General features: G+C 74.2%; 19 protein-coding genes. 11 read left to right on the plus strand and 8 right to left on the minus strand.

Annotation, left to right across the window (positions count from 1 at the left end):
- Nucleotides 1–15 precede the first annotated feature (15 nt).
- Nucleotides 16–1,305 (minus strand): ABC transporter substrate-binding protein, encoded by a 1,290-nt coding sequence (locus SM577_RS28490; protein ID WP_302921953.1) that lies wholly within the window; start codon nt 1,303–1,305, stop codon nt 16–18.
- A gap of 137 nt (nt 1,306–1,442) precedes the next feature.
- Between SM577_RS28490 and SM577_RS28495 the strand changes: the two genes are divergently transcribed.
- From SM577_RS28495 to SM577_RS28515, 5 genes are all read left to right on the plus strand, one after another.
- Entirely contained in the window at nt 1,443–2,204 is a 762-nt protein-coding gene (locus SM577_RS28495) for a FadR/GntR family transcriptional regulator (protein WP_302921954.1), read from the plus strand.
- Nucleotides 2,205–2,424: 220 nt separating this feature from the next.
- A complete protein-coding gene (locus SM577_RS28500; protein WP_474588427.1) occupies nt 2,425–3,222 on the plus strand; it encodes a hypothetical protein in 798 nt (265 codons plus the stop codon).
- On the plus strand, nt 3,219–3,605 hold the full coding sequence (locus SM577_RS28505; RefSeq protein ID WP_302921956.1) for a VOC family protein: 387 nt from the start codon (nt 3,219–3,221) through the stop codon (nt 3,603–3,605). The genes SM577_RS28500 and SM577_RS28505 overlap by 4 nt, the downstream gene beginning before the upstream one ends.
- 105 nt (nt 3,606–3,710) lie before the next feature.
- On the plus strand, nt 3,711–4,139 hold the full coding sequence (locus SM577_RS28510) for a PPOX class F420-dependent oxidoreductase (protein WP_474588428.1): 429 nt from the start codon (nt 3,711–3,713) through the stop codon (nt 4,137–4,139).
- A 223-nt stretch (nt 4,140–4,362) separates the two neighbouring features.
- Nucleotides 4,363–5,007, plus strand: coding sequence for a dihydrofolate reductase family protein (locus SM577_RS28515; protein ID WP_474579959.1), 645 nt, complete (start codon nt 4,363–4,365; stop codon nt 5,005–5,007).
- 195 nt (nt 5,008–5,202) lie between these two features.
- Here SM577_RS28515 and SM577_RS28520 read toward each other — a convergent pair whose 3' ends face one another.
- From SM577_RS28520 to SM577_RS28535, 4 genes are all read right to left on the minus strand, one after another.
- Entirely contained in the window at nt 5,203–6,588 is a 1,386-nt protein-coding gene (locus SM577_RS28520) for an MFS transporter (protein WP_474588429.1), read from the minus strand.
- 199 nt (nt 6,589–6,787) lie between these two features.
- Complete coding sequence (locus SM577_RS28525; RefSeq protein ID WP_474588430.1) at nt 6,788–7,726, minus strand: membrane protein; 939 nt, start codon at nt 7,724–7,726, stop codon at nt 6,788–6,790.
- An 82-nt stretch (nt 7,727–7,808) separates the two neighbouring features.
- On the minus strand, nt 7,809–8,969 hold the full coding sequence (locus SM577_RS28530; RefSeq protein ID WP_474588431.1) for a hypothetical protein: 1,161 nt from the start codon (nt 8,967–8,969) through the stop codon (nt 7,809–7,811).
- A 49-nt stretch (nt 8,970–9,018) separates the two neighbouring features.
- Nucleotides 9,019–10,632 (minus strand): serine/threonine-protein kinase, encoded by a 1,614-nt coding sequence (locus tag SM577_RS28535; protein WP_302921962.1) that lies wholly within the window; start codon nt 10,630–10,632, stop codon nt 9,019–9,021.
- A gap of 359 nt (nt 10,633–10,991) precedes the next feature.
- Between SM577_RS28535 and SM577_RS28540 the strand changes: the two genes are divergently transcribed.
- Nucleotides 10,992–12,533, plus strand: coding sequence for a sensor histidine kinase (locus SM577_RS28540; RefSeq protein ID WP_474588432.1), 1,542 nt, complete (start codon nt 10,992–10,994; stop codon nt 12,531–12,533).
- A 9-nt stretch (nt 12,534–12,542) separates the two neighbouring features.
- Here the strand turns inward: SM577_RS28540 and SM577_RS28545 are convergent, their stop codons facing one another.
- Nucleotides 12,543–13,427 (minus strand): SPFH domain-containing protein, encoded by an 885-nt coding sequence (locus SM577_RS28545; protein ID WP_474588433.1) that lies wholly within the window; start codon nt 13,425–13,427, stop codon nt 12,543–12,545.
- 155 nt (nt 13,428–13,582) lie between these two features.
- Here SM577_RS28545 and SM577_RS28550 point away from each other — a divergent pair, with 155 nt between their 5' ends.
- Both SM577_RS28550 and SM577_RS28555 read left to right on the plus strand, forming a co-directional pair.
- Nucleotides 13,583–13,888, plus strand: coding sequence for a YbaB/EbfC family nucleoid-associated protein (locus SM577_RS28550; RefSeq protein ID WP_474588434.1), 306 nt, complete (start codon nt 13,583–13,585; stop codon nt 13,886–13,888).
- 4 nt (nt 13,889–13,892) lie between these two features.
- Nucleotides 13,893–14,051 (plus strand): hypothetical protein, encoded by a 159-nt coding sequence (locus SM577_RS28555; protein WP_474579967.1) that lies wholly within the window; start codon nt 13,893–13,895, stop codon nt 14,049–14,051.
- 14 nt (nt 14,052–14,065) lie between these two features.
- On the opposite strand, the gene SM577_RS28560 is transcribed toward SM577_RS28555, so the two are convergent.
- On the minus strand, nt 14,066–14,782 hold the full coding sequence (locus SM577_RS28560; protein WP_474588435.1) for a hypothetical protein: 717 nt from the start codon (nt 14,780–14,782) through the stop codon (nt 14,066–14,068).
- A gap of 571 nt (nt 14,783–15,353) precedes the next feature.
- Nucleotides 15,354–15,818, minus strand: a complete 465-nt coding sequence (locus SM577_RS28565; protein ID WP_474588436.1) for a DIP1984 family protein — start codon at nt 15,816–15,818, stop codon at nt 15,354–15,356.
- A gap of 168 nt (nt 15,819–15,986) precedes the next feature.
- Here SM577_RS28565 and SM577_RS28570 point away from each other — a divergent pair, with 168 nt between their 5' ends.
- The 3 genes from SM577_RS28570 (at nt 15,987) to SM577_RS28580 (ending at nt 18,739) form a co-directional block, all read left to right on the plus strand.
- A complete protein-coding gene (locus SM577_RS28570; protein ID WP_474579969.1) occupies nt 15,987–16,679 on the plus strand; it encodes an RraA family protein in 693 nt (230 codons plus the stop codon).
- A 374-nt stretch (nt 16,680–17,053) separates the two neighbouring features.
- Nucleotides 17,054–18,187, plus strand: coding sequence for a peptidoglycan recognition protein family protein (locus SM577_RS28575; protein ID WP_302921971.1), 1,134 nt, complete (start codon nt 17,054–17,056; stop codon nt 18,185–18,187).
- Nucleotides 18,188–18,325: 138 nt separating this feature from the next.
- Complete coding sequence (locus tag SM577_RS28580) at nt 18,326–18,739, plus strand: VOC family protein (protein ID WP_302921972.1); 414 nt, start codon at nt 18,326–18,328, stop codon at nt 18,737–18,739.
- Nucleotides 18,740–18,769: the final 30 nt, after the last annotated feature.

Consider the following 18,769-nt stretch of genomic DNA (forward strand, 5'->3'; position numbering starts at 1 on the left):
CACCCCGCGGTCGGACTACTTCGCCTCGTCGTCGAGGAACTTCTGGAACGCCTCGTTCGCCGCGTCCGCCGAGGCGGCCGCGTCCTTGCCGGTGATCGCGTCGACGATCGGCTGACCGACGATCTCGCGGGCCTCGGCGACCTTCACGACCAGCGGACGGTCGTGGCCGATGCCGTTGGTGGTGCTGACCGCGGTGGCCTCGGCGAGGTCCTTCGGGTAGGTCGAGGTGCCCTCCGGGTTCGACCAGACGGAGGCACGGGCGCCGGGGACGCCGGCCTTCTGCTGGGCCAGCGACTGCTCCTTGCCGGCCGCCCACTGGATGAACTTCCAGGCGTTGTCCTTGTTCTTCGACGCGTCGTTGACGCCGAGCGCCCAGGACGGGATGTTGTACGGCTTCGAGCCGGCCGGGCCGGCCGGGAAGGTGGCGAAGCCGACGGTGTCGGAGACCTTGGACTTGGCCGGGTCGGTGGCGTTCTTGTAGAGCGAGTTGGCCTCGGTGTAGAAGGCCGCCTTGCCCTGGGTGAAGATCGCCATCGCCTCGGACCAGCTCATGTCGGTGCTGATGTTCTCCGGGCCGTGGTCGCGCAGCAGCCCGCCGTAGTAGGCGTACGCCTGCTTGGCCTGCTCGGTGTTGACCGAGGCCTTGCCGCTGGCGTCGACGAAGTCGCCGCCGAAGCTGTACAGGAAGCTGGAGAACTGGGTGACCGCGGCGGCCTTGCCGGTACGGGCCACGAAGCCGGCGACACCCGGGTTGTCGGCCTCGACCTTGGCCGCCTGCGCCTTGAGCTCGTCGAGGGTCTTCGGCGGGGCGGTGAAGCCGGACTTCTCCAGCAGGTCCTTGCGGTAGTAGAGGACCTCCTGCTCGGTGATGATCGGAACGCCGACCAGCTTGTCCTCGTACGAGGTGGCCTGCACCGGGCCGGCCTGGAAGTCGCTGAACTCGAAGGCGCTGTCGGACTTGGCCTTCTCGGTCAGGTCGGCGAGGTACTTGTTCTTGGCGAACAGCTTCCCCTCCTGCAGCGGCCGGTACATCATCACGTCCAGGTCGGTGGACCCGGCGTTGAGCTTGACGTTGTACTGGTCGGACAGCTGGTCCTCGCCGAGCTGGGTCACCTCGACCTTGAGGCCGGTCTGCTTCTCGAACTCCGGCAGGGCCTTCTTGATGTTCTCCGTCCAGACGTGGTTGACCAGCGTCACCCGGAGGGTGTTCGATCCGCTGCCGCCGTCGTCCCCGCCGCCGCAGGCGGACAGGCCCATGGCGGCGACCACGGCCAGAGAAGTGCCGATTATTGATCGACGTCGCACGCTTGTCTCTCCTTCTGTCGCCGGTCGCTGCCCTGGTGAGGGCGCTACCTCGGTGTTTACATCCGCTTAACGTCGGGATGCTAGGCCGAAAAAGCGGATTTATTCAAGAGGTTGATCTAACTGATATGATCCGTGGCGTGGAACGGTACTCCTCCGGGGGCGCAGCCGCCCAGAACGCCCCTGCCGAGGCCGGGCTGCACGCACGTGTCCTCGACCACCTCGGTACGGCCATCTGCGGCGGCGACCCGGCCCCCGGGGCGGTGCTCAACATCGACGAACTGGTCGACCGGTACGCGGTGTCCCGCTCGGTGATCCGCGAGGTGCTGCGGGTACTGGCCTCGATCGGGTTCATCGAGACCCGCCGACGGGTCGGGGTGATGATCCGGCCGGCGAACGACTGGAACGTCTTCGACCCGCAGGTGATCCGGTGGCGGCTCGCCTCGGCCGGCCGGATCACCCAGCTCCGGTCGATCACCGAGCTGCGGACCGCTGTCGAGCCGCACGCCGCCTGGCTGGCCGCCGGCCGGGCCGACCACGACGAGGCGAGCGATCTCGTCGGCCTCGCGGCCAAGATGTGGGCCGCCGGCAAGGCCGGCGACGAGGAGCGCTTCCTGAGCCTCGACATCGAGTTCCACCGGCGGGTGCTGGTCGCGTCCGGCAACGAGATGTTCGTCCGGTTGCAGGACCTGATCGCCGAGGTGCTCACCGGCCGGCACAAGCACCACCTGATGCCGCACCACCCGAGCGACGAGGCCCTCCAACTGCACGCCGACGTCGCCCAGGCGATCCAGCGGCACGACGGCGAGCGCGCCCGGCGGGCCATGGTGCAGCTCATGGAGCAGGCGTTCGACGAGATGAAGTCGATCTGGGAGCAGAGCGGCGAGCCGGACGGCTCCTGACCACGCCCCTTCCGCGCGTCCCCGCCCCGGCCTCCGCCCGCCCGGCGTATGCTGGTGGCGGCGCCGTCCCGCGCCCCACCTCCTTCCCGGTGCTCACGCCGCCGGCCGCGCGGAGGCAAAGGGAACCTGGTGTTCTCGGGATGCCGTGCCACATGCCTTCTCCGGCGCGGTCGACGGGAGCGTGAGTCCCTGCGGCCGTGCCGTTGACAGGGAGCATGTGATGACGCACCAGCGCACCTTCAAGGCCCGGGTCCGCAGCCGGATGGCCAAGACCGGCGAGAGCTACACCACCGCCCGCCGGCACCTGCTCGCCCGCGCCCAGACCACCCCGGCCGAGCCCGCCGCACCCGCCGCCGCCCCGGCCGAGCCGGCGACCCCGCTCTCCGCGGACCCGGCGGCGTCGTCGGTACCCGAGCAGGCCGGCCCGCCCGCGGCGGTCCCGACCGTCGCGGGCCCGGCGGAGCAGACCGAACGGATCTCCGACGCGCTGCTCGGCGAGCGCACCGGGCGCGACTGGGCGCAGTGGTTCGCCCTGCTCGACGAGTGGGGCGGCACCGGGCGTACCCACACCGAGATCGCCCGCTGGCTGGTCACCGCCCACGAGGTGCCCGGCTGGTGGGCGCAGACCATCACCGTCGGCTACGAGCAGGCGCGCGGGCTGCGCGCTCCCGGCCAGCGCCGCGGCGGCGGGTTCTCCGCCAACGGCTCCCGTACCGTGGCGGTGCCGGTGGGGCGGCTCTTCGCGGCGTTCGCCGACGACGCGCTGCGCCGGCGGTGGCTGCCCGAGGACGTCCGGGTCCGCACGGCCACCGCGCCGAAGTCGTTCCGCGCGGACTGGGCCGACGGGTCGACCCGGATCGTGGTCGGCTTCGCGGCCGCCGGCGAGTCGAAGTCCCGGGTGGCGGTGCAGCACGAGAAGGTCGCCGACGCCGAGCAGGCGGCGCGGCTGAAGGCGTACTGGCGGGAGCGGCTGGCGGCGCTCAAGCAGCTCCTCGAGGCGGACGGAGACCCGCGATGACGACCACCTTCATCAACCTGCCGGTGCGCGACCTGACCACCTCCACCGAGTTCTTCCGGATCCTCGGGTTCCACGCGGGCGAGCTGTCGCCGGACGGCACCAGCATCCAGCTCACCCTCACCGACACGACGCACCTGATGCTGCACACCACCAGCTCGTTCGCCGGCTACACCGGCGTCGACGTGCCGGACACGGCGACCGCCCGGGAGGTGATCGTCGGGCTCGGCCTGGACAGCCGGGAGGAGGTCGACGACCTGGTCGGGCGGGCCGTGGCGGCCGGGGCGGAGAGCCTCGGCGAGCCGGAGGAGCGGGGCGGCCGCTACATGGGCGGCTTCCGCGACCTCGACGGCCACCAGTGGTCCTTCCTGCACGTCGGCGGCTGAGGTCCGGCTCCGGCGGCGGTCGGTCGACCGCCGCCGGACCGCCGGCCACCCCGTCGCCGCCCCCTGCCGCGGCGCGCGCCCGTGGCGATCGACCAGAATGGCGCCATGGCGCGGGAGATGACCGACGAACAGTGGCGGGCGTTCGTCAGCCACGGCACCCGGACCGGCAAGCTCGCCACCGTACGGGCCGACGGCTCGCCCCACGTGGTGCCGGTCTGGTTCGTGCTCGACGGCGACGACCTGGTCTTCACCACCGGGCGGAGCAGCGTGAAGGGGCGCAACCTGCGGCGCGACCCGCGGGCGGCGCTGACGGTCGACGAGGAGCACCCGCCGTACGCGTTCGTCGCGGTCCGGGGGCGGGTCACCGTCAGCGAGGATCTCGACGAGATGCTGACCTGGGCGACCCGGATCGCCGCCCGCTACGTCGGCGACGACCTCGCCGAGCGGTACGGCCGGCGCAACGCGGTGCCGGGCGAGTTGCTGGTGCGGCTGCGGGTGGAGCAGCGGGTGGCGTTCACCGGCATCGCGGACTGACCCCGGCGGAGCCACCGACGGCCGGGCCACGGCCGTGGCTCGCACCGGTGATCTCCGGTGACGCCGACGCGCGGCCACCCGACGCGAACACGTCGCGTGATCTAACGTGAGCGGGGAGCGCCGGTGGGGCGGGTACGAAGCCGGGGTGCGTCGCAGCGATGAGTCTGCCGGCGCCCACAGGTCTACCTCCCGACCGAGACCACCAACTCATCGGGAGTACGGCATGGGCGTCATCCACATCGAGCTGTTCGCGACCCTCGACCTGGTCGGGCAGTCGCCCGGCGGGCCCGACGAGGATCCGGTGGGGTTCCCGTTCGGCGGCTGGCAGGCGCCCCTGCTGGACGAGGTCGCCGGGGCGCAGGTCGCTGCCGCGTACGAGGGCACCGACGCGCTCCTGCTCGGCCGCCGGACATATGACATCTTCGCCGCCTACTGGCCGCACCAGGAGGGCGGCGAGGACGACGACATCGCCCGGCTGTTCAACAGCGTCCCGAAGTACGTGGCCTCCCGCGGCCGGCCCGACCTCTCGTGGGCCGGGTCCACCCAGCTCGGCCCGGACCTGGCCGGCGCGGTACGCGAGATCCGGGACCGGCACGAGCACGTGAAGGTGGTCGGGAGCCTGAACCTGGTGCAGACCCTGCTGCGCGAGAAGCTCTTCGACCGGCTCGACCTCTGGGTGCACCCGATCGTGCTGGGCGTCGGCAAGAAGGTGTTCGACGGTGGCGCGGTGCCCACCAACGTCACCCTCCTCGACCCGCCGGTGGCCAGTCCGACGGGCACCGTGTACCTGCGCTACGGGCTCGCCGAGGGCACGCCCGGGACGGGGGACATGAGCGCACCCGATCGCGGTGTCGGGCGCGGCGACTGAAGCGCCCTGCCCCGGGCGGATCGCCGGCGGTGAATCCGCCCCTGGTCGGCACCGCGGCACGGCGTCGGCGGTTCCCGGTGCCGACGCCGTGCCGCGGTGCCTCGCCAGCCGGTCGCTGCCGGCCCGGCGATGCTCCGGTGGCCGCCCGAGGTCCGGCGTCACCACCGGCCACCGGCCCGAGCTACGCCCGCGGTGCTAGCGGGCGCGACCGGCTGCCGCCCACCGGTCGCCGCGACCCGTCCCGGCCGCCCCTCGCCGCCGCCCGCCGCGCGCCAGCAGCACGGCCACCAGCAGATACGCCGTCGCGAACACCGCGAACGCCGCCCCGTTGCCGGACGCCGTGGCGACCAGGCCGTACCCGAGGTAGGCCACGATGATGGTCAGGTCGGTGCCCATCCCGGCCAGCGAGGTTACGGTGGCCCGCCCGGGGCCGGTGATCCGGGCCTGCAACCGTGCCTCGGCCAGCACGCTGGCCAGTTGGAAGCCGCAGAAGGCCAGGCCCACCAGGACGAAGCCGGCCGGGCGGCCGAGCAGCGCCCCGACGGCGAGGGCCAGGCCGGCGAGCGCCAGCAGGGCGGCCCGACCCCGCCGGCCGAGCCGTTCCCCGGCCGGGGCGAGCAGGCCGCCGATGCTCACCCCGACCCAGGTGAGCAGGAGCAGCAGCGGCACGGTCTCGGCGGCGACGCCGGTGTCCCGGGCGAGCAGTGGCGTGTACTCGTCCAGTGCGTTCCACACCGCGGTGACCGCGGCGACCAGCAGCACCGCCGACCGCACGGCCGGGTCGGCGCGCACCTCGGCCAGCCCGGCGCGCAGGCTGGCCCACCAACCGAGGTCGTCCTCCGCCGGCTCCACCCCGCCGGCCGGCTCGGCCGCGCCGCTCGGGTCGGGGCTGGCCCGGCCGGGGCCGGGCACGGCAGCGCCGGCCGGCACCGCGCTCGCCGGGGCGGGGCTGGTCGGCGCGGCGTCGAGGGGGGCGGCGGGGCTGGTCGGGGCGGGGCGGTGTTCCGGGAACCGGGTGGCGACGGCGGCGGCGAGCAGGCACGCCAGCACGCTGGCCGCGCCCACCGCCGGGTATCCGCCGGCGTCGAGGACCGGGGCGGCCAGCACGATCGAGGCGAGCACGGCGAGCGTTTCCGCGGTACGCGCCCGGCCGATGGTCCGGGCGTAGCGGCCGGCCGCGCCGAGGCGGTCCAGTTCGGTGAAGACCAGCGCCTCCAGCGCGCCGGAGGCCAGCGCCCCGCCGGCGCCCCAGAGCACGAAGCCGACGGCGAACGCCGGATAGGACGGGACGAGCACCCAGAGGGCGAACGCGGCGGCGCTGACCAGCGGAGCGAGGCAGAGCAGCAGCCGCCGGGAGACCGCGTCGGCCCAGGCGCCGGAGGGCACCTCGAGCAGGATGCTGCTGGCCGACCAGATCACGAACAGCGAGCTGATCTGCCAGACGGACAGGCCGGTGTCGCTGAACAGCAGCGCGTACACCGGATAGAGCAGGACGAGTTCGCTGAGGAACGCGTACCCGTAGAGGGTGGCCGCCAGCCGGCGGACGCGCGGATCGGGCACGCGCGCGGAGATGGGTGTCATGAGACCTTCCCGGTGGGACGAAACGGACGCCGGACGTACGGCGACCGTGGCGGCCCACGGCAACGGCCTCTAGCGGAGCATCAACATCGCCACGTCATGCGGCGATGGTAGACGGACGCAACGGGCCGGTCACGCCCATTCGCCGGACGCGCGCCGGGGTGGGACCCGACGGGCCCCACCCCGGACGGTCGGCGGCGGCTCAGCGCCGGTCGCGGTCCACCGGCGGGATGACCATGGTGGCCTCGGCGTCGTCACCGGTCGGCTGGGCCGGGATGGTGGCGCCCCGGGGGGTGGGCTGGGTGGCGTCCGGGTCGAGGTGCGCCGGGGCGCCGGCTCCGGTGTGGCTGGCCGCGGTGGGCACCACCTGGGTGGCCGCCGGGTCGTCACCGACCGGGCCGGTGCCGGGAGCGGACTCGGCCAGCCGGGCCGCGGTGTCCCGACGGCCGGCCTGGTAGGCGCGGGCGTGCGTGGCGATCTCCCGGGACTCCTGCTCGGCCCGGGTGAGCCAGGACTCCCACCGGCTCTGCATCGGCCGGACCAGCCCGCCGCCGACGCCGACGACCAGGATGCCGCCGACGGTGGCCAGCACGGCGATCAGCACCGGGGTGGTCACCGCGGTGGCCACCCCGATCTGGTTGAGCGCGGCGATGATGCCCAGGCCGAGGATGAACACCGAGGCGATGGTGGCCAGGATCCGGCCGTACGACAGGCCGCCCAGGGCGCCGCTGATGATGTCCTTGACCGCGTTGGCGATCGCCGCGGCGACCACCACGATGACGATCGCGACGAAGGCGCGCGGCAGCCAGGCGATGACCCCGGCGATCAGGTCCGAGACGGGGTTCGGTCCCCAGATGCCGAAGGCGAGTTGCAGGGTCACCAGCAGCACGCCGTAGTAGACGAGCTTGGCGACGATGTCGCTGGCGTCGTACCGGGACCGGGCCAGGGCCCGGCGGATGCCGCCGCGCTCGACGGCCCGGTCGAAGCCGACCCGCTCCAGCACCTTGTTCACGATCTGCCGCAGCGCCTTCGCGGCCAGCCATCCGACCACCAGGATGGCCACGAAACCGACGGCCTTGGGCAGGAAGAGCAGCACCGAGCGGACGGTGTCCCCCACCGCGTCACTGAAGTTTTCTCGCATCGATATCCTCCACAGCACCGGTTCGTCCGGGCCGACCTACCCCATCGGGATCCGCCGGAAACCCGGGTGCGGCGCCGGGAGGTCACGGGCGGCAGTCGTACGCGACCTCGGTCTGCGCCTGTGTGGGGGTGGGCGAGGTGATGTTGACGGTGGCCGTCTGGCGGGTGCTGCCGACGCCGGTGAACGTCCACTCCAGCCTCAGGTCGACGCTGCGCTGCCCCCGGCCGACCCGCTCGGTCAACACGCTGCTCGGCGGGCTGCCGGAGCGCAGCCACTGGTACTCGACGACCCCGCCCCGGCCGTTGGTGCGGACGGTCGCGACCACGGCCACGGTCACGTCGCACCGGTCGCCGGCCGGCTCGGGCACCGCCACCGTCACCCCGGTGATCTCCAGCGGGCTGATCCGCTGCCACAGGTAGATCCCCATGGCGGCGAGCAGCGCCAGGGTGAGCAGAGTGGACAGCACCGAGGTGACCGCCCGCCAGACCGACCGCCGGCGTCGCCCCGGCGGCGCCGGCCAGGCGGGCGCGGCCGGCGGCGCGGCCGGAACGCCGGGCCCGAACCGCACCTCCCCGCCGACCGGTGCGGCGCCGGCCCGGGGAGCACCGACGACCGGGACCGCCCCGCCCGGCGTGGTCGCGCCGGCCACGCCGGTCCGGCCGGGCGCGGTCCCGGCGGCGGTACGCGCGCCGTAGAGCGTGCCCGTCCCGGCCACGGTGGCGGCCGCACCGGGCGGATCGGTCGACGCCGTACCGCCCGGCCACGCCGTCGGCCCGGCGTGCCCGGCCGGCGTCCGCCCAGCCCCGCCCAGCTCGACCGTCGACTCCCCCATGCCGCGCTGGGTGACCGGCTCAGCGGCGCTCAGAGGGACAGTGGCCTCCGCACCGCCCAGCCGCGCGGTCGGCTCCCCCGCGCCGAGGTGGACGGCCGATCCGACGCCTCCGGGCCGGGCGTCCGCACCGGCCGCCAGGTGCACGGTCGGCGCGGCACCGCCCAGGTGGACCGTGGGTTCCACCCCGCCGAGCCGAGCGGTCGGCTCGGCCGTGCCCAGGTGGACCGTGGGCGCCACGCCAGGCGGCGGGCCCAGGTGGACCGTCGGCTCGACCGTTCCCGGCACGGCCTGGGCCGCGGCGAGCCGCGCGGTGGGCTCGGCCGGGCGCATGGGACCGGCGGGCCGGTCGGAGGTGTCGTCGGTCCCCGGGCGGGTGGGCAGCGCCTCGGTCGGGTCGTTCGGCTGGGTCACGGCGGCCCGTCCTTCGTCGTCGTGGTCGGCCTGGCGTCCGGGTGGCCGGTCAGCCCGGGGTGCAGTTCGAGTCGAGGGTGACGTAGACCGGTCCGCCCTCGGCGGTGTTGCCGGCCTGGTCGGTGGCGAGCACCCGGACCGGGATCCGGGTGGCGCTCGCGGGCCGGGGCAGGTCGCCGAAGGCTCCCCGGAACGCCCCGTCGCGGCCCGGTGCCATGGCGACGTCGGTGGACCGGCCCTCGTGGGTGTAGCGGAGCCGGACCCGCAGCGAGCCGGCCGGCGTCCCGTCGTCGGAGACCACCGCGGTGACGGTGCTCGACGTCGGCCCGTACGGGCAGCCCCGCGGGTCGAGTCTGGTCGGGTTGGCCGCCACCCTCCCCACCGCCGGGGCGACGGTGTCCGGCGGCGGTGGGCTGGTGCTGGTCGACGCGCTCGGGCTCGGGGCCCGGGTGGGTGGGCGGGTCGTCGCGCCGGGGGCGGGCGGCTCCGGGGTCGCCGTCGTGGCCGCCACGCCCGACGGGGTGGGAGTCGCGCTCGGCGTCGGGGCGGGCGATCCGGCGCTCGCCGTCGCCACCGCGCCACCGGTCACGGTGGTCGACCCCGAGGCGGCCGCCCCGGCGGCGGCCACCGGCTCGTCGCGGGCGGCGTAGCTCAGCCCGGCGCCGCCGACCACCAGGGTGGCCACCACCCCGGCGGCGACCAGCGACCCGCGGGCCCGGCCTGGACGCAGCCAGGTCCACCGCCCGGAGCTTCCGCCGAGGGCGGTGCCGGCCAGGCTGGTGGCGCCGCCGGTGCCGTCCGGGACGGGGAAGAGGGCGGCCAGCAGCGCCGCCCGGCGGGCCAGCTCGCGCAGCCCCCGCTCCTCCCAGTCCGTGCCGTACGCCCGGCCGGCCACCTCTTCGAGCAGGGCGAGGAACGCCTGGGCGGGTTGCGGCCGGTCGGCGGGCCGCTTGGCCATGCCGTACCGCAGCAGGTCGTGCACCGGCGCGGGGGCGGGGTCGGTGGGGATCGGCGCGGTGGCGTGCTGCTGGCGCAGGGTGAGCAGGTCCCGCCCGTCGTACGGGGGGCGCCCGGTGAGGCATTCGAAGAAGGTCGCGGTCGCCGCGTAGATGTCGCAGGCCGGGGTGGCCGGGGCGCCGGTCCACTGCTCCGGGGCCATGTAGCGGGGCGTGCCGGTGACCGTGACGCCGGAGCCGGCGCCGGCCGGCATCGCGATGCCGAAGTCGGCCAGCTTGCTGGTGCCCTCGGCGGTCACCAGCACGTTCTCCGGCTTGTAGTCGCGGTGCACCACGCCCCGGGCGTGCGCCGCCCCGAGCCCGGCGAGCGATCCCTTCAGCACGCAGAGCGCCGACTCCGGCCCGGTCGGGCCGTGCGCGCGCAGCATCTGCCGCAGCGACACGCCGTCGACCAGCTCCATCACGATCGCCGCACCGTCTGGCGACTCGACGTACTCGTAGAGCCGGCAGACGTGCGGGTCGTCGATCTCGCCGAGCAGCCGGGCCTCGTCGCGGAAGGCGGTGCGGAACGACGGGTCGCCGCCGGTGAGGTACTTGATCGCCACCGGGGTGCCGGTGCCGTCGTGCACGGCCAGGTCCACCCGGCCCGACGCGCCCGCGCCGAGCTGCCGCACCGGCGTGTAGCCGGACACCTGCCAGCCGGTCACGCGATCACCTCCCGGCTCGGCGGGTCGTCACGGACGCCACGCTGGTCATTGTGGTCGGCGGGCCCGGTCGGGCCATCGGCGCAACGGCTGCTTCCGCCGCCCCGGACGTCGGCCGGCGCGCGGCCGCCCGGCGCGCCGGACCCGCCGGCGCGCCGCCCGGCGACGCGTCGGGCAACGCTGGCATGGTCGACCGCGGACACACGTCCCCACAGGTAGCAGCTCCCGGCAAGCCGGTCCGGGTGCCTCCGCCCGTCGCGCCGGGCCGGGCCGGCTCGGTTAATGTGCAGGCCGTGAGCGGCAGCGGAACGGTCCCGGCGCCGGACAGCCGGCGGAAGACGACGCGGTGGTGGCTCAGTGTCATGTTGCTGACCATGGCCGCCCTCGTCGTGCTCGGCGGTGGTCTGGGCGCCGCCGCGCTCACCCACACCTCGACCGTGTCCGACCGGTTGGCCGACCGGATCGCGCCGGCCCGCACGGCTGTGGGCGAGCTCGACGGCGAGCTGGTGAGCCAGCGTGCGGCCGTGTTCGCGTACGCCCTCAGCGGCGACGACCGGTACCTCGCCACGTACCGGGAGAACGCCGAGGCCGAACCCGCGACGATGGCCCGGCTGCGCGACCTGCTGGCCGACGAGCCGGCGGCGCTGCGCGACCTGGAACGCGCCGACGCGCTCGCCGACCGGTGGCACGACGACGTCGCGGAGCCGCTGGTCCGGGGCCGGCAGGCCGGCGCGAGCCCGGCGGAGCTGGCGGCGGTGGCGATCCGCGGCCTGGACACCTTCGAGGCGCTCCGGGCGGAGTTCAGCGGGCTGGTGGCGCGGCTGGACCAGATCCGGGACGCCGGCCGGGCGGACCTCGACCGGGCCCGCGAGTTGCGGGACATCACCTTCGTGGCGATCCTCGCCGCGCTGCTGCTGACCGGTGTGGTCAGCTCGGTGCTGGTCCGGATGACGGTGCTGCGCCCGCTGGAGCGGCTCGGCGTCTCGGTGCGGCAGGTGGCCGGCGGTGACTTCCGGCACCGGCTGCGCCCGCAGGGGCCGGCCGACATCGCCCGGCTCGCCGACGACGTGGAGACCATGCGGCAGCGGATGGTGGACGCGCTGGAGCGCAGCCAGCAGGACCGGGACGCCCTCGAACAGCAGGCCGCCGAGCTGCGCCGGTCCAACGAGGACCTGGAGCAGTTCGCCTACGTCGCCTCGCACGACCTGCAGGAGCCGCTGCGCAAGGTGGCCTCGTTCTGCCAGATGCTGCAACGCCGCTACGCCGACCAGCTCGACGACCGGGCCCGGCAGTACATCGGGTTCGCGGTCGACGGGGCCACCCGGATGCAGGAGCTGATCAACGACCTGCTCGCGTTCTCCCGGATCGGCCGGGTCTACGGCGACCTGCGCGAGGTGGACCTGGCCGAGGCGTTCGAACAGGCGGCGGCGAACCTGTCCGGCGTGGTCGAGGAGGCCGGGGCCCGGATCAGCCGCGATCCGCTGCCCACCGTGCAGGGCGACCCGACGCTGCTGACCATGCTGTGGCAGAACCTGCTCGGCAACGCCGTCAAGTTCCGCAGCCCGGAGCGGGACCCACAGGTCCGGGTGACCGTCACCGACACCCCGGACGGCTGGTCGTTCACCGTCGAGGACAACGGCATCGGCATCGACCCCCGGTACGCCGAGAAGATCTTCGTGATCTTCCAGCGGCTGCACCCGCGCGGCTCCTACCCGGGCACCGGCATCGGCCTGGCGATCTGCAAGAAGATCGTCGAGTACCACGGCGGCACGCTGAGCCTGGACGAGACGTACACCGGCGGGGCCCGGTTCCGGTTCACCCTCCCCCGCCCGGCGCCGCCCGCCGTACCGGAGCAGCCGGGCGAGCCGGCGGCGGAGTCGGCGGTCCCGGCCCTCGGCGGGTAGCCGCTCGGGTCAGCCACCCGGTGGGCCGCCGTCGGGCTCGGCGGCCGCCGCGACCGTCCCGGTGACCGGTCCGGGATCCGGCACGCCCGTCCCGTCCCGTTCCGGCGCGCCCATCCCGTCCCGTTCCGGCGTGGTACGGCTGAACTGGTCGAAGAAGCGCAGCAGCTCGACCGGGAACGGCATCACCAGGGTGCTGTTCTTCTCCGCCGCCACGTCCACCACGGTCTGCAGCAGCCGCAACTGGTACGCCCCGGGGGTGCCCGCCATCGCCCGGGAGGCGTCGGCGAGCCGGCGGGACGCCTGGTACTCGCCGTCGGCCGCGATCACCCGGGCCCGGCGTTCCCGCTCGGCCTCCGCCTGGCGGGACATCGACCGCTTCATTCCCTCGGGCAGCGCCACGTCCTTGACCTCGACCCGCTCGATCAGCAGTCCCCACGGCTTCTCGGTCGGCGCGTCGATGACCGCCTTCAGCTCGGCGTTGATCCGTTCCCGGTCGCCGAGCACGGTGTCCAGGTCGGCCTTGCCGATCACCGACCGCAGCGCGGTCTGCGCCACCTGGAGCACCGCGGACGGATAGTCGTGCACGTTGACCAGCGCCTTCACCGGGTCGACCACCCGGTAGTAGACGACCGCGTCGACGGTGAGCGTCACGTTGTCCCGGGTGATCGCGCCCTGCGCCGGCACGCCCATCACCACCGTCTGCATGCTCACCCGCACCATCCGGTCGGCGATCGGCACGATGAACTGCAGGCCCGGCTGGCGGACCCGGTCCAGCACCCGACCGAACCGGAAGACGATGCCACGCTGGTACTGCTGTACCAGCCGGACGCTGAGCGCACCGAGCAGCGCCAGCAGCGCGAGCACGATCACCACGCCGATCACGGTGGCCTCCATGGCACCCCCGATCCGGGCGACCACGGCCGCCGCCCGGGCCGCCGGATACCCGTTGCCACGCCGGACACGCCTGCCGACCGTCACGGGGCGGCACGGATCGACCTCGATTGGTAACGTGACCGGGGCTCGCACCGGCGGAACGGGGAGGCTCCGGCGTGTGGACGGACGAGGCGGCGCTGGACGCCGTACGACGACGGGTCGACGACTGGGAATCCACCGTCGCCGAGCGGGCGACGCGGACCACCGCCCTGACCCGGGAGCTGGCGGCGCTCACCGCGACCGCCCGCAGCCCCGACGGCGCGGTCGAGGCGACCGTCGACGCCGCCGGGGCCCTGGTCGACCTGCGGCTGGGCGAGCGGGTGCGCGGGCAGCCCGCGGCGCGTACCGCCGATCAGGTGCTGGCCACCGCGCGGGCCGCGGCGGGAGATCGTCGACAACAACCTCGGGTCGTTCTGGCTTGACGACGTGCCGGCCCGGTATCGGGCCGAGATCCTCACACAGCTGCGGCAGGAGTTGCTTCCCGCGGCGGAGCGGGAACTGCCGGACACCGACCAGAAGTCAGCGGTCCTCGGTCGTCTGCGCGAACTGGCGGATGCCGCCGGCCGGACCGGCACCTCCGGCTAGGGCCGGTACAGACGTCACGCGGGGAAGGCGACCGGCTCGTCGGTGCCCTCCCGGCTGAACAGCCACGCCGGAACCAGCCGCGGATGGTGACCGTCGTTGCCCCAGTCGAGGGCGTAGACGAAACGCGCCCCGGTCACGTTGGCCGAGGGGTTGCGCCGGGCGCAGGGTGGCGTCCCCGCGCCGTGGGCGGCCGGGCACAACTGCCCGGACGACGGAGTGGCCGCGGCCTCCTGCTGGAGGCGGGCGAAGGCCTGCCCGGCGTCGAGCAGCGGACGATCGGCGTCTCCCCGCGCCGGCCCCAGCCAACCGGTGGCGTAGCCGATGCCGCGCTCGTCGAGCTGGACCTTGGTCTGCCAGCCCCACGTCGGGTGGCCGGCGACGCGGGGCTCGACCACCACCTGGCCGCCGTCGAACCGGGCCAGGGCCGGGTCGACTCCGGCAGCGCGCAGGACGGGCTGGGTGAGCGCGAGCGCCTGCCGTTGGCCCGAGTCGTACGGCCCCTCGCCGTTGGTCTGCTGCTGCCGCAGGTATCTCCACCGGCCGCCGCTGTCCGGCCAGATCTCCAGCGTGGCCTCGCCGCGGGTGACCGTCCACGGGTTGCCGTCGAAGCCGATCGGCGCGTCGTCGAAGCCGAGCGCGTCGGCCAGCGCGATCGCGTGGCGCTGGGCGGGCGTGTTCAGCGCGTACGTGCGGCCCGTCGCGGGGCCGCGCTCGGTCAGTGGGCGGGCCATGACGTACGTCCCCGGCAGGAAGCCGAGCCGCTGCTCCGGATACAGGGGCGGGACCGCGGGGGCGCGGACGACCTCGACGCCCGACGGGACCGGAACGGTGTCCCCGGGTGCGCGGTCCGGTGCCCGTGCAGGCGGTCAGCAGGCCGGCGGCGACCAGGAGGAGGCCGAGGGTCCGTCGCGCCGCGGTCCGTCGACGGGGCGGCAGTTCGTGCCGCGGTGCGCCGGCCGATTCGGAGGACCGCCGGGCCGGCGGCGCGGGAGACCCCATGGGGCCGGATTCTGCCACGGTGGCCGGCACGCCGACGGCCGGCAGCGACGGCGCCCGGGCGGCCCCGCGCGCCGGTCGCCGGCTGGGTGTGGAGTTCCCCGATCCCGCCCTCGCCGTCGTGGATCTGCACGTGGTGATGTGCTGTGCGCGGTGCGCTGTCACCTGTCCTCTGTGCTGGGCGGCTCTGTGAGTCGAGGAATCGAACCTCCGCGCTGCCCGCCGCGCGCCAGGGAAAGGAGTCCGGTTTACAGCCGGCTCTGGTGCTGTGCACGCCTCCACGACGGCTACCTGCTCCACACCCGACTAGTCCAGCAGGTCCGCCTCCCAGTTGGTGCGCTGGATCAGCACGTCCAGCTCGCGCAGTTCGCGGGCCAGCGCGTCGGCCCGGCCGCGCAGCTCCGCCACCGGGAGCGCGGTGAGCATCTTCAGCTCCGAGCGCAGCTGCCGGACCGCGTGCCGCCCGCCGGCCGCCGCGTCGGCGGCAGCGGTGAGCACCGAGTGCCGCAGCCGGAGTACGTCCCGGCGGGCGAGCACGTCGGTGAGCGTGCCGAGGTCGCCGGCCGGCACCGCGGCGTTGGTCCGGTTGATCCGCCGGATCAGTGACTCCAGCTGGTCGAGCGTCTCGGTCAGCTCACCGAGCAGGGCGTTGGCGTCCTCCGGCGGCACCTCGCCCTCCTGGTAACGGGCGCTGCCCACGATCCGCGCGCGCAGCTGTTCCACCCGCCGGACCGCGTCGGCCCGATCCGCCAGTGCCTCACCGAGCTTCATCGCTCCACCTCCCGTGTCGAGCCCGGCAAGGATAGTTGATCTCGGTCGGTGGGGCGGACCCGTTTTCCGGGCGTACGGGGGCCAGGCGATCGGGATTGGACCTCGCCGTCGCGCCGGTCGGCGTCCCTACGATGGCGGTCCACGATCCACAGCCGCCCGGAGGACGTCATGGTGGAGCACCTCGCCGACCTGCCCACGCCGCTGCTGGCCGACGCCTGCGTACGACTGGACGTGCCGTTGCGGGCGGCGCCCGTGGGCGTCCGGTCGGTGGTGCCCGGCCAGCGGGTGACCGGCCGGGTGCTGCCGGTGCGGCACCACGGCAGCGTGGACGTGTTCCTCGAGGCGTTCGGCTCGGCGGCGCCCGGGGACGTACTCGTGATCGACAACGGCGGGCGGACGGACGAGGCGTGCGTCGGTGACCTGGCGGTGCTGGAGGCCGCCGCGGCCGGGGTCGCCGGCCTGGTGGTGTGGGGGTTGCACCGCGACACCGCCGAACTGGTGGAGATCGGCCTGCCGGTGTTCAGCTACGGCAGTTGCCCGCTGGGACCAACCCGGCTGGACGATCGCGAGCCGCAGACGCTGACCAGCGCCCGGATCGGCGGGCACCTGGTCACCGCCGACGACCTGGTCTGCGCCGACGACGACGGGGTGCTCTTCCTGCCCGCCGCCCGCGCCGACGAGGTGCTGGCGACGGCGGCGCGGATCCGGCGTACCGAACGGCTCCAGGCGGCCCGGATCCGCGCCGGTGAGACGCTGCGCCAGCAGACCGCGTTCGACGACTACCTGGCCCGGCGCGAGACGGCACCCGGCTACACCTTCCGGCAGCACCTGCGCCGGGTGGGTGGGGCGATCGAGGAGTGAGCGGTCAGCGTCGCGCGGCCCCGTACACCCGCAGGATGCTGGTGCGCAGCGCGGCGGCGCGGTAGCCGATGGAGTCGGTGCTGCCTGGCACGACGGTCGTCACCGAGGTCTACATGTTCGGCGAACTCGCGTCGGACGGCCGACTGCGCCGCGTCGACCAACTCACCAGCACTCCCCGAGGACAGCCGGCGACCCCCGCCCCGGTCCGGCCCAGCGGCCGGGTCCGGGGGGACGGTCCAGTCCGGACCGGCTTCACCGGCACCAACCTCTAGCGCTCGCCCGAGCGGCGGCAATATCCTCCACTGCACGCGCGACTACTGGAGCTACTTTTCACGGCTCCGCTCATCCCCCGTCGTCGCCGCAGAGGAGATGCCATGCACGTCGACCATTCCGAACTGGACCGTCGCACCCTGCTGCGGGCCGGCCTCGGCGCCGCCACGGTGGCGGTCGTCGGGAGCGAACTCGCCTTCCCGGCGGCCGCGCAGGCGGACCCGGGCGCGGACCTGGACTGGATCTACAGCTGCGACGAGTGGGGAGCGCGCCCGCCCGCCGACCCGCTGTCGATCAGCGCCATCCCCACCAACAAGATCATCGTGCACCACATGGCCTTCCCGAACGTCACCGACTACTCGGAGGCGCAGGCGATCAAGCTCGCCCGCGACTGCCAGGACCTGCACATGGACGGCAACGGCTGGTCCGACACCGGCCAGCACTTCACCATCAGCCGCGGCGGCTACGTGCTGGAGGGCCGGCGCGGCAGCCTGGAGCGGCTCCAGGCCGGCGACCGGCAGATGATCTCGGCGCACTGCCCCGGCGAGAACGGTCGGGCCATCGGCATCGAGAACGAGGGCACCTACGTCACCGAGACGCCGCCGGAGGCCCTGCTCGACTCGCTGGTGAAGCTCTGCACCACGATCTGCCAGCAGTACGGCCTGGCCGCCCACGACATCTTCGGCCACTGGGACTTCCGCACCACCCAGTGCCCGGGCGCCGCGTTCTACCGGCAGTTCCCGATGCTGCGCCGGCGGGTCTTCCGGGCGCTGGGCACCGACCTCGCGGACGTGCCGGCGCGCCGTTGGCCCGACCTGTGGCGGTTCGTCGGCTCGCCGTCGGTCCGGGTGGTGCAGTACCTGCTGGCCCACCGCGGCTACACGGTGCCGGTGAACAGCGTCTTCGACGCGGCGACCGTGGCGGCGGTGCAGGACTGGCAGGCCCGCAACGGCATCCCGGTCGACGTGGACGCCACCCTCACCACCCCGACCTGGGAGACCCTGGTGCCGGAGCTGGACAAGGACGCCACCGGCATCCCGGTCAGCGCCGCGCAGTTCATGCTCAACTTCAAGGGGTGGACCGACGTCGCCGTCACCGGCGAGTACGACTACGCGACGAAGAAGGCGGTCCAGGACCTCCAGGCCCTGCACGGCCTGCCGCGCAACGGCAAGCTCACCACCAGCACCTGGTGCGTGCTGGTCGGCGGGGTGGTCCGGCAGTCCTTCCGGCACCGCTGACGGTCCCCGGGCCGTGGCGGAGGTGGCGCGAGTTCGCCACCGCCGCCGCGGCCCGCCCGCGCGTCCATCCGGCGATTCACCTGCTGGAGCACCCGCCCTCTGCGACGATGACCCCTGGTCAGGACCAAGGAGGCCGCCATGACGTCGCGACTCAACCCGTACCTCAGCTTCGACGGCAACGCCCGGGAGGCGATGGAGTTCTACCGGCAGGTGTTCGGCGGCGACCTGACGTTGAGCACCTTCGGCGAGTTCGGCACCGACGACCCGACGCTGGCCGACAAGGTCATGCACGGCATGCTGGAGACCCCCGGCGGCTACACCCTGATGGCCTCGGACACCGCCCCGGGCATGCAGCACGTCCCCGGCAACAACGTCTCGGTGAGCGTCAGCGGTGACGACGGCAACGAGCTGCGCGGCTACTGGGAGAAGCTGACCGTCGGCGGCACGGTGAGCGTCCCGCTGGCCAAGCAGATGTGGGGCGACGAGTTCGGCATGTGCGTCGACCGGTTCGGCATCGGGTGGCTGGTGAACATCAGCCAGCCCGGGCGCTGACCGCCCGCCCCGGCGACGGCACGTGTAGCG

Source organism: Micromonospora desertarenae (assembly GCF_056150265.1).

Excerpts from the sequence above, each read along its gene's own strand:
- SM577_RS28520 (WP_474588429.1), bottom strand. The coding sequence starts at position 6,588 with ATGACACCCATCTCCGCGCGCGTGCCCGATCCGCGCGTCCGCCGGCTG.
- SM577_RS28500 (WP_474588427.1), top strand. The coding sequence starts at position 2,425 with ATGACGCACCAGCGCACCTTCAAGGCCCGGGTCCGCAGCCGGATGGCC.
- SM577_RS28505 (WP_302921956.1), top strand. The coding sequence starts at position 3,219 with ATGACGACCACCTTCATCAACCTGCCGGTGCGCGACCTGACCACCTCC.
- SM577_RS28560 (WP_474588435.1), bottom strand. The coding sequence starts at position 14,782 with ATGGCCCGCCCACTGACCGAGCGCGGCCCCGCGACGGGCCGCACGTAC.
- SM577_RS28545 (WP_474588433.1), bottom strand. The coding sequence starts at position 13,427 with ATGGAGGCCACCGTGATCGGCGTGGTGATCGTGCTCGCGCTGCTGGCG.
- SM577_RS28570 (WP_474579969.1), top strand. The coding sequence starts at position 15,987 with ATGGTGGAGCACCTCGCCGACCTGCCCACGCCGCTGCTGGCCGACGCC.
- SM577_RS28575 (WP_302921971.1), top strand. The coding sequence starts at position 17,054 with ATGCACGTCGACCATTCCGAACTGGACCGTCGCACCCTGCTGCGGGCC.
- SM577_RS28580 (WP_302921972.1), top strand. The coding sequence starts at position 18,326 with ATGACGTCGCGACTCAACCCGTACCTCAGCTTCGACGGCAACGCCCGG.
- SM577_RS28515 (WP_474579959.1), top strand. The coding sequence starts at position 4,363 with ATGGGCGTCATCCACATCGAGCTGTTCGCGACCCTCGACCTGGTCGGG.
- SM577_RS28565 (WP_474588436.1), bottom strand. The coding sequence starts at position 15,818 with ATGAAGCTCGGTGAGGCACTGGCGGATCGGGCCGACGCGGTCCGGCGG.
- SM577_RS28540 (WP_474588432.1), top strand. The coding sequence starts at position 10,992 with ATGTTGCTGACCATGGCCGCCCTCGTCGTGCTCGGCGGTGGTCTGGGC.
- SM577_RS28525 (WP_474588430.1), bottom strand. The coding sequence starts at position 7,726 with ATGCGAGAAAACTTCAGTGACGCGGTGGGGGACACCGTCCGCTCGGTG.
- SM577_RS28510 (WP_474588428.1), top strand. The coding sequence starts at position 3,711 with ATGGCGCGGGAGATGACCGACGAACAGTGGCGGGCGTTCGTCAGCCAC.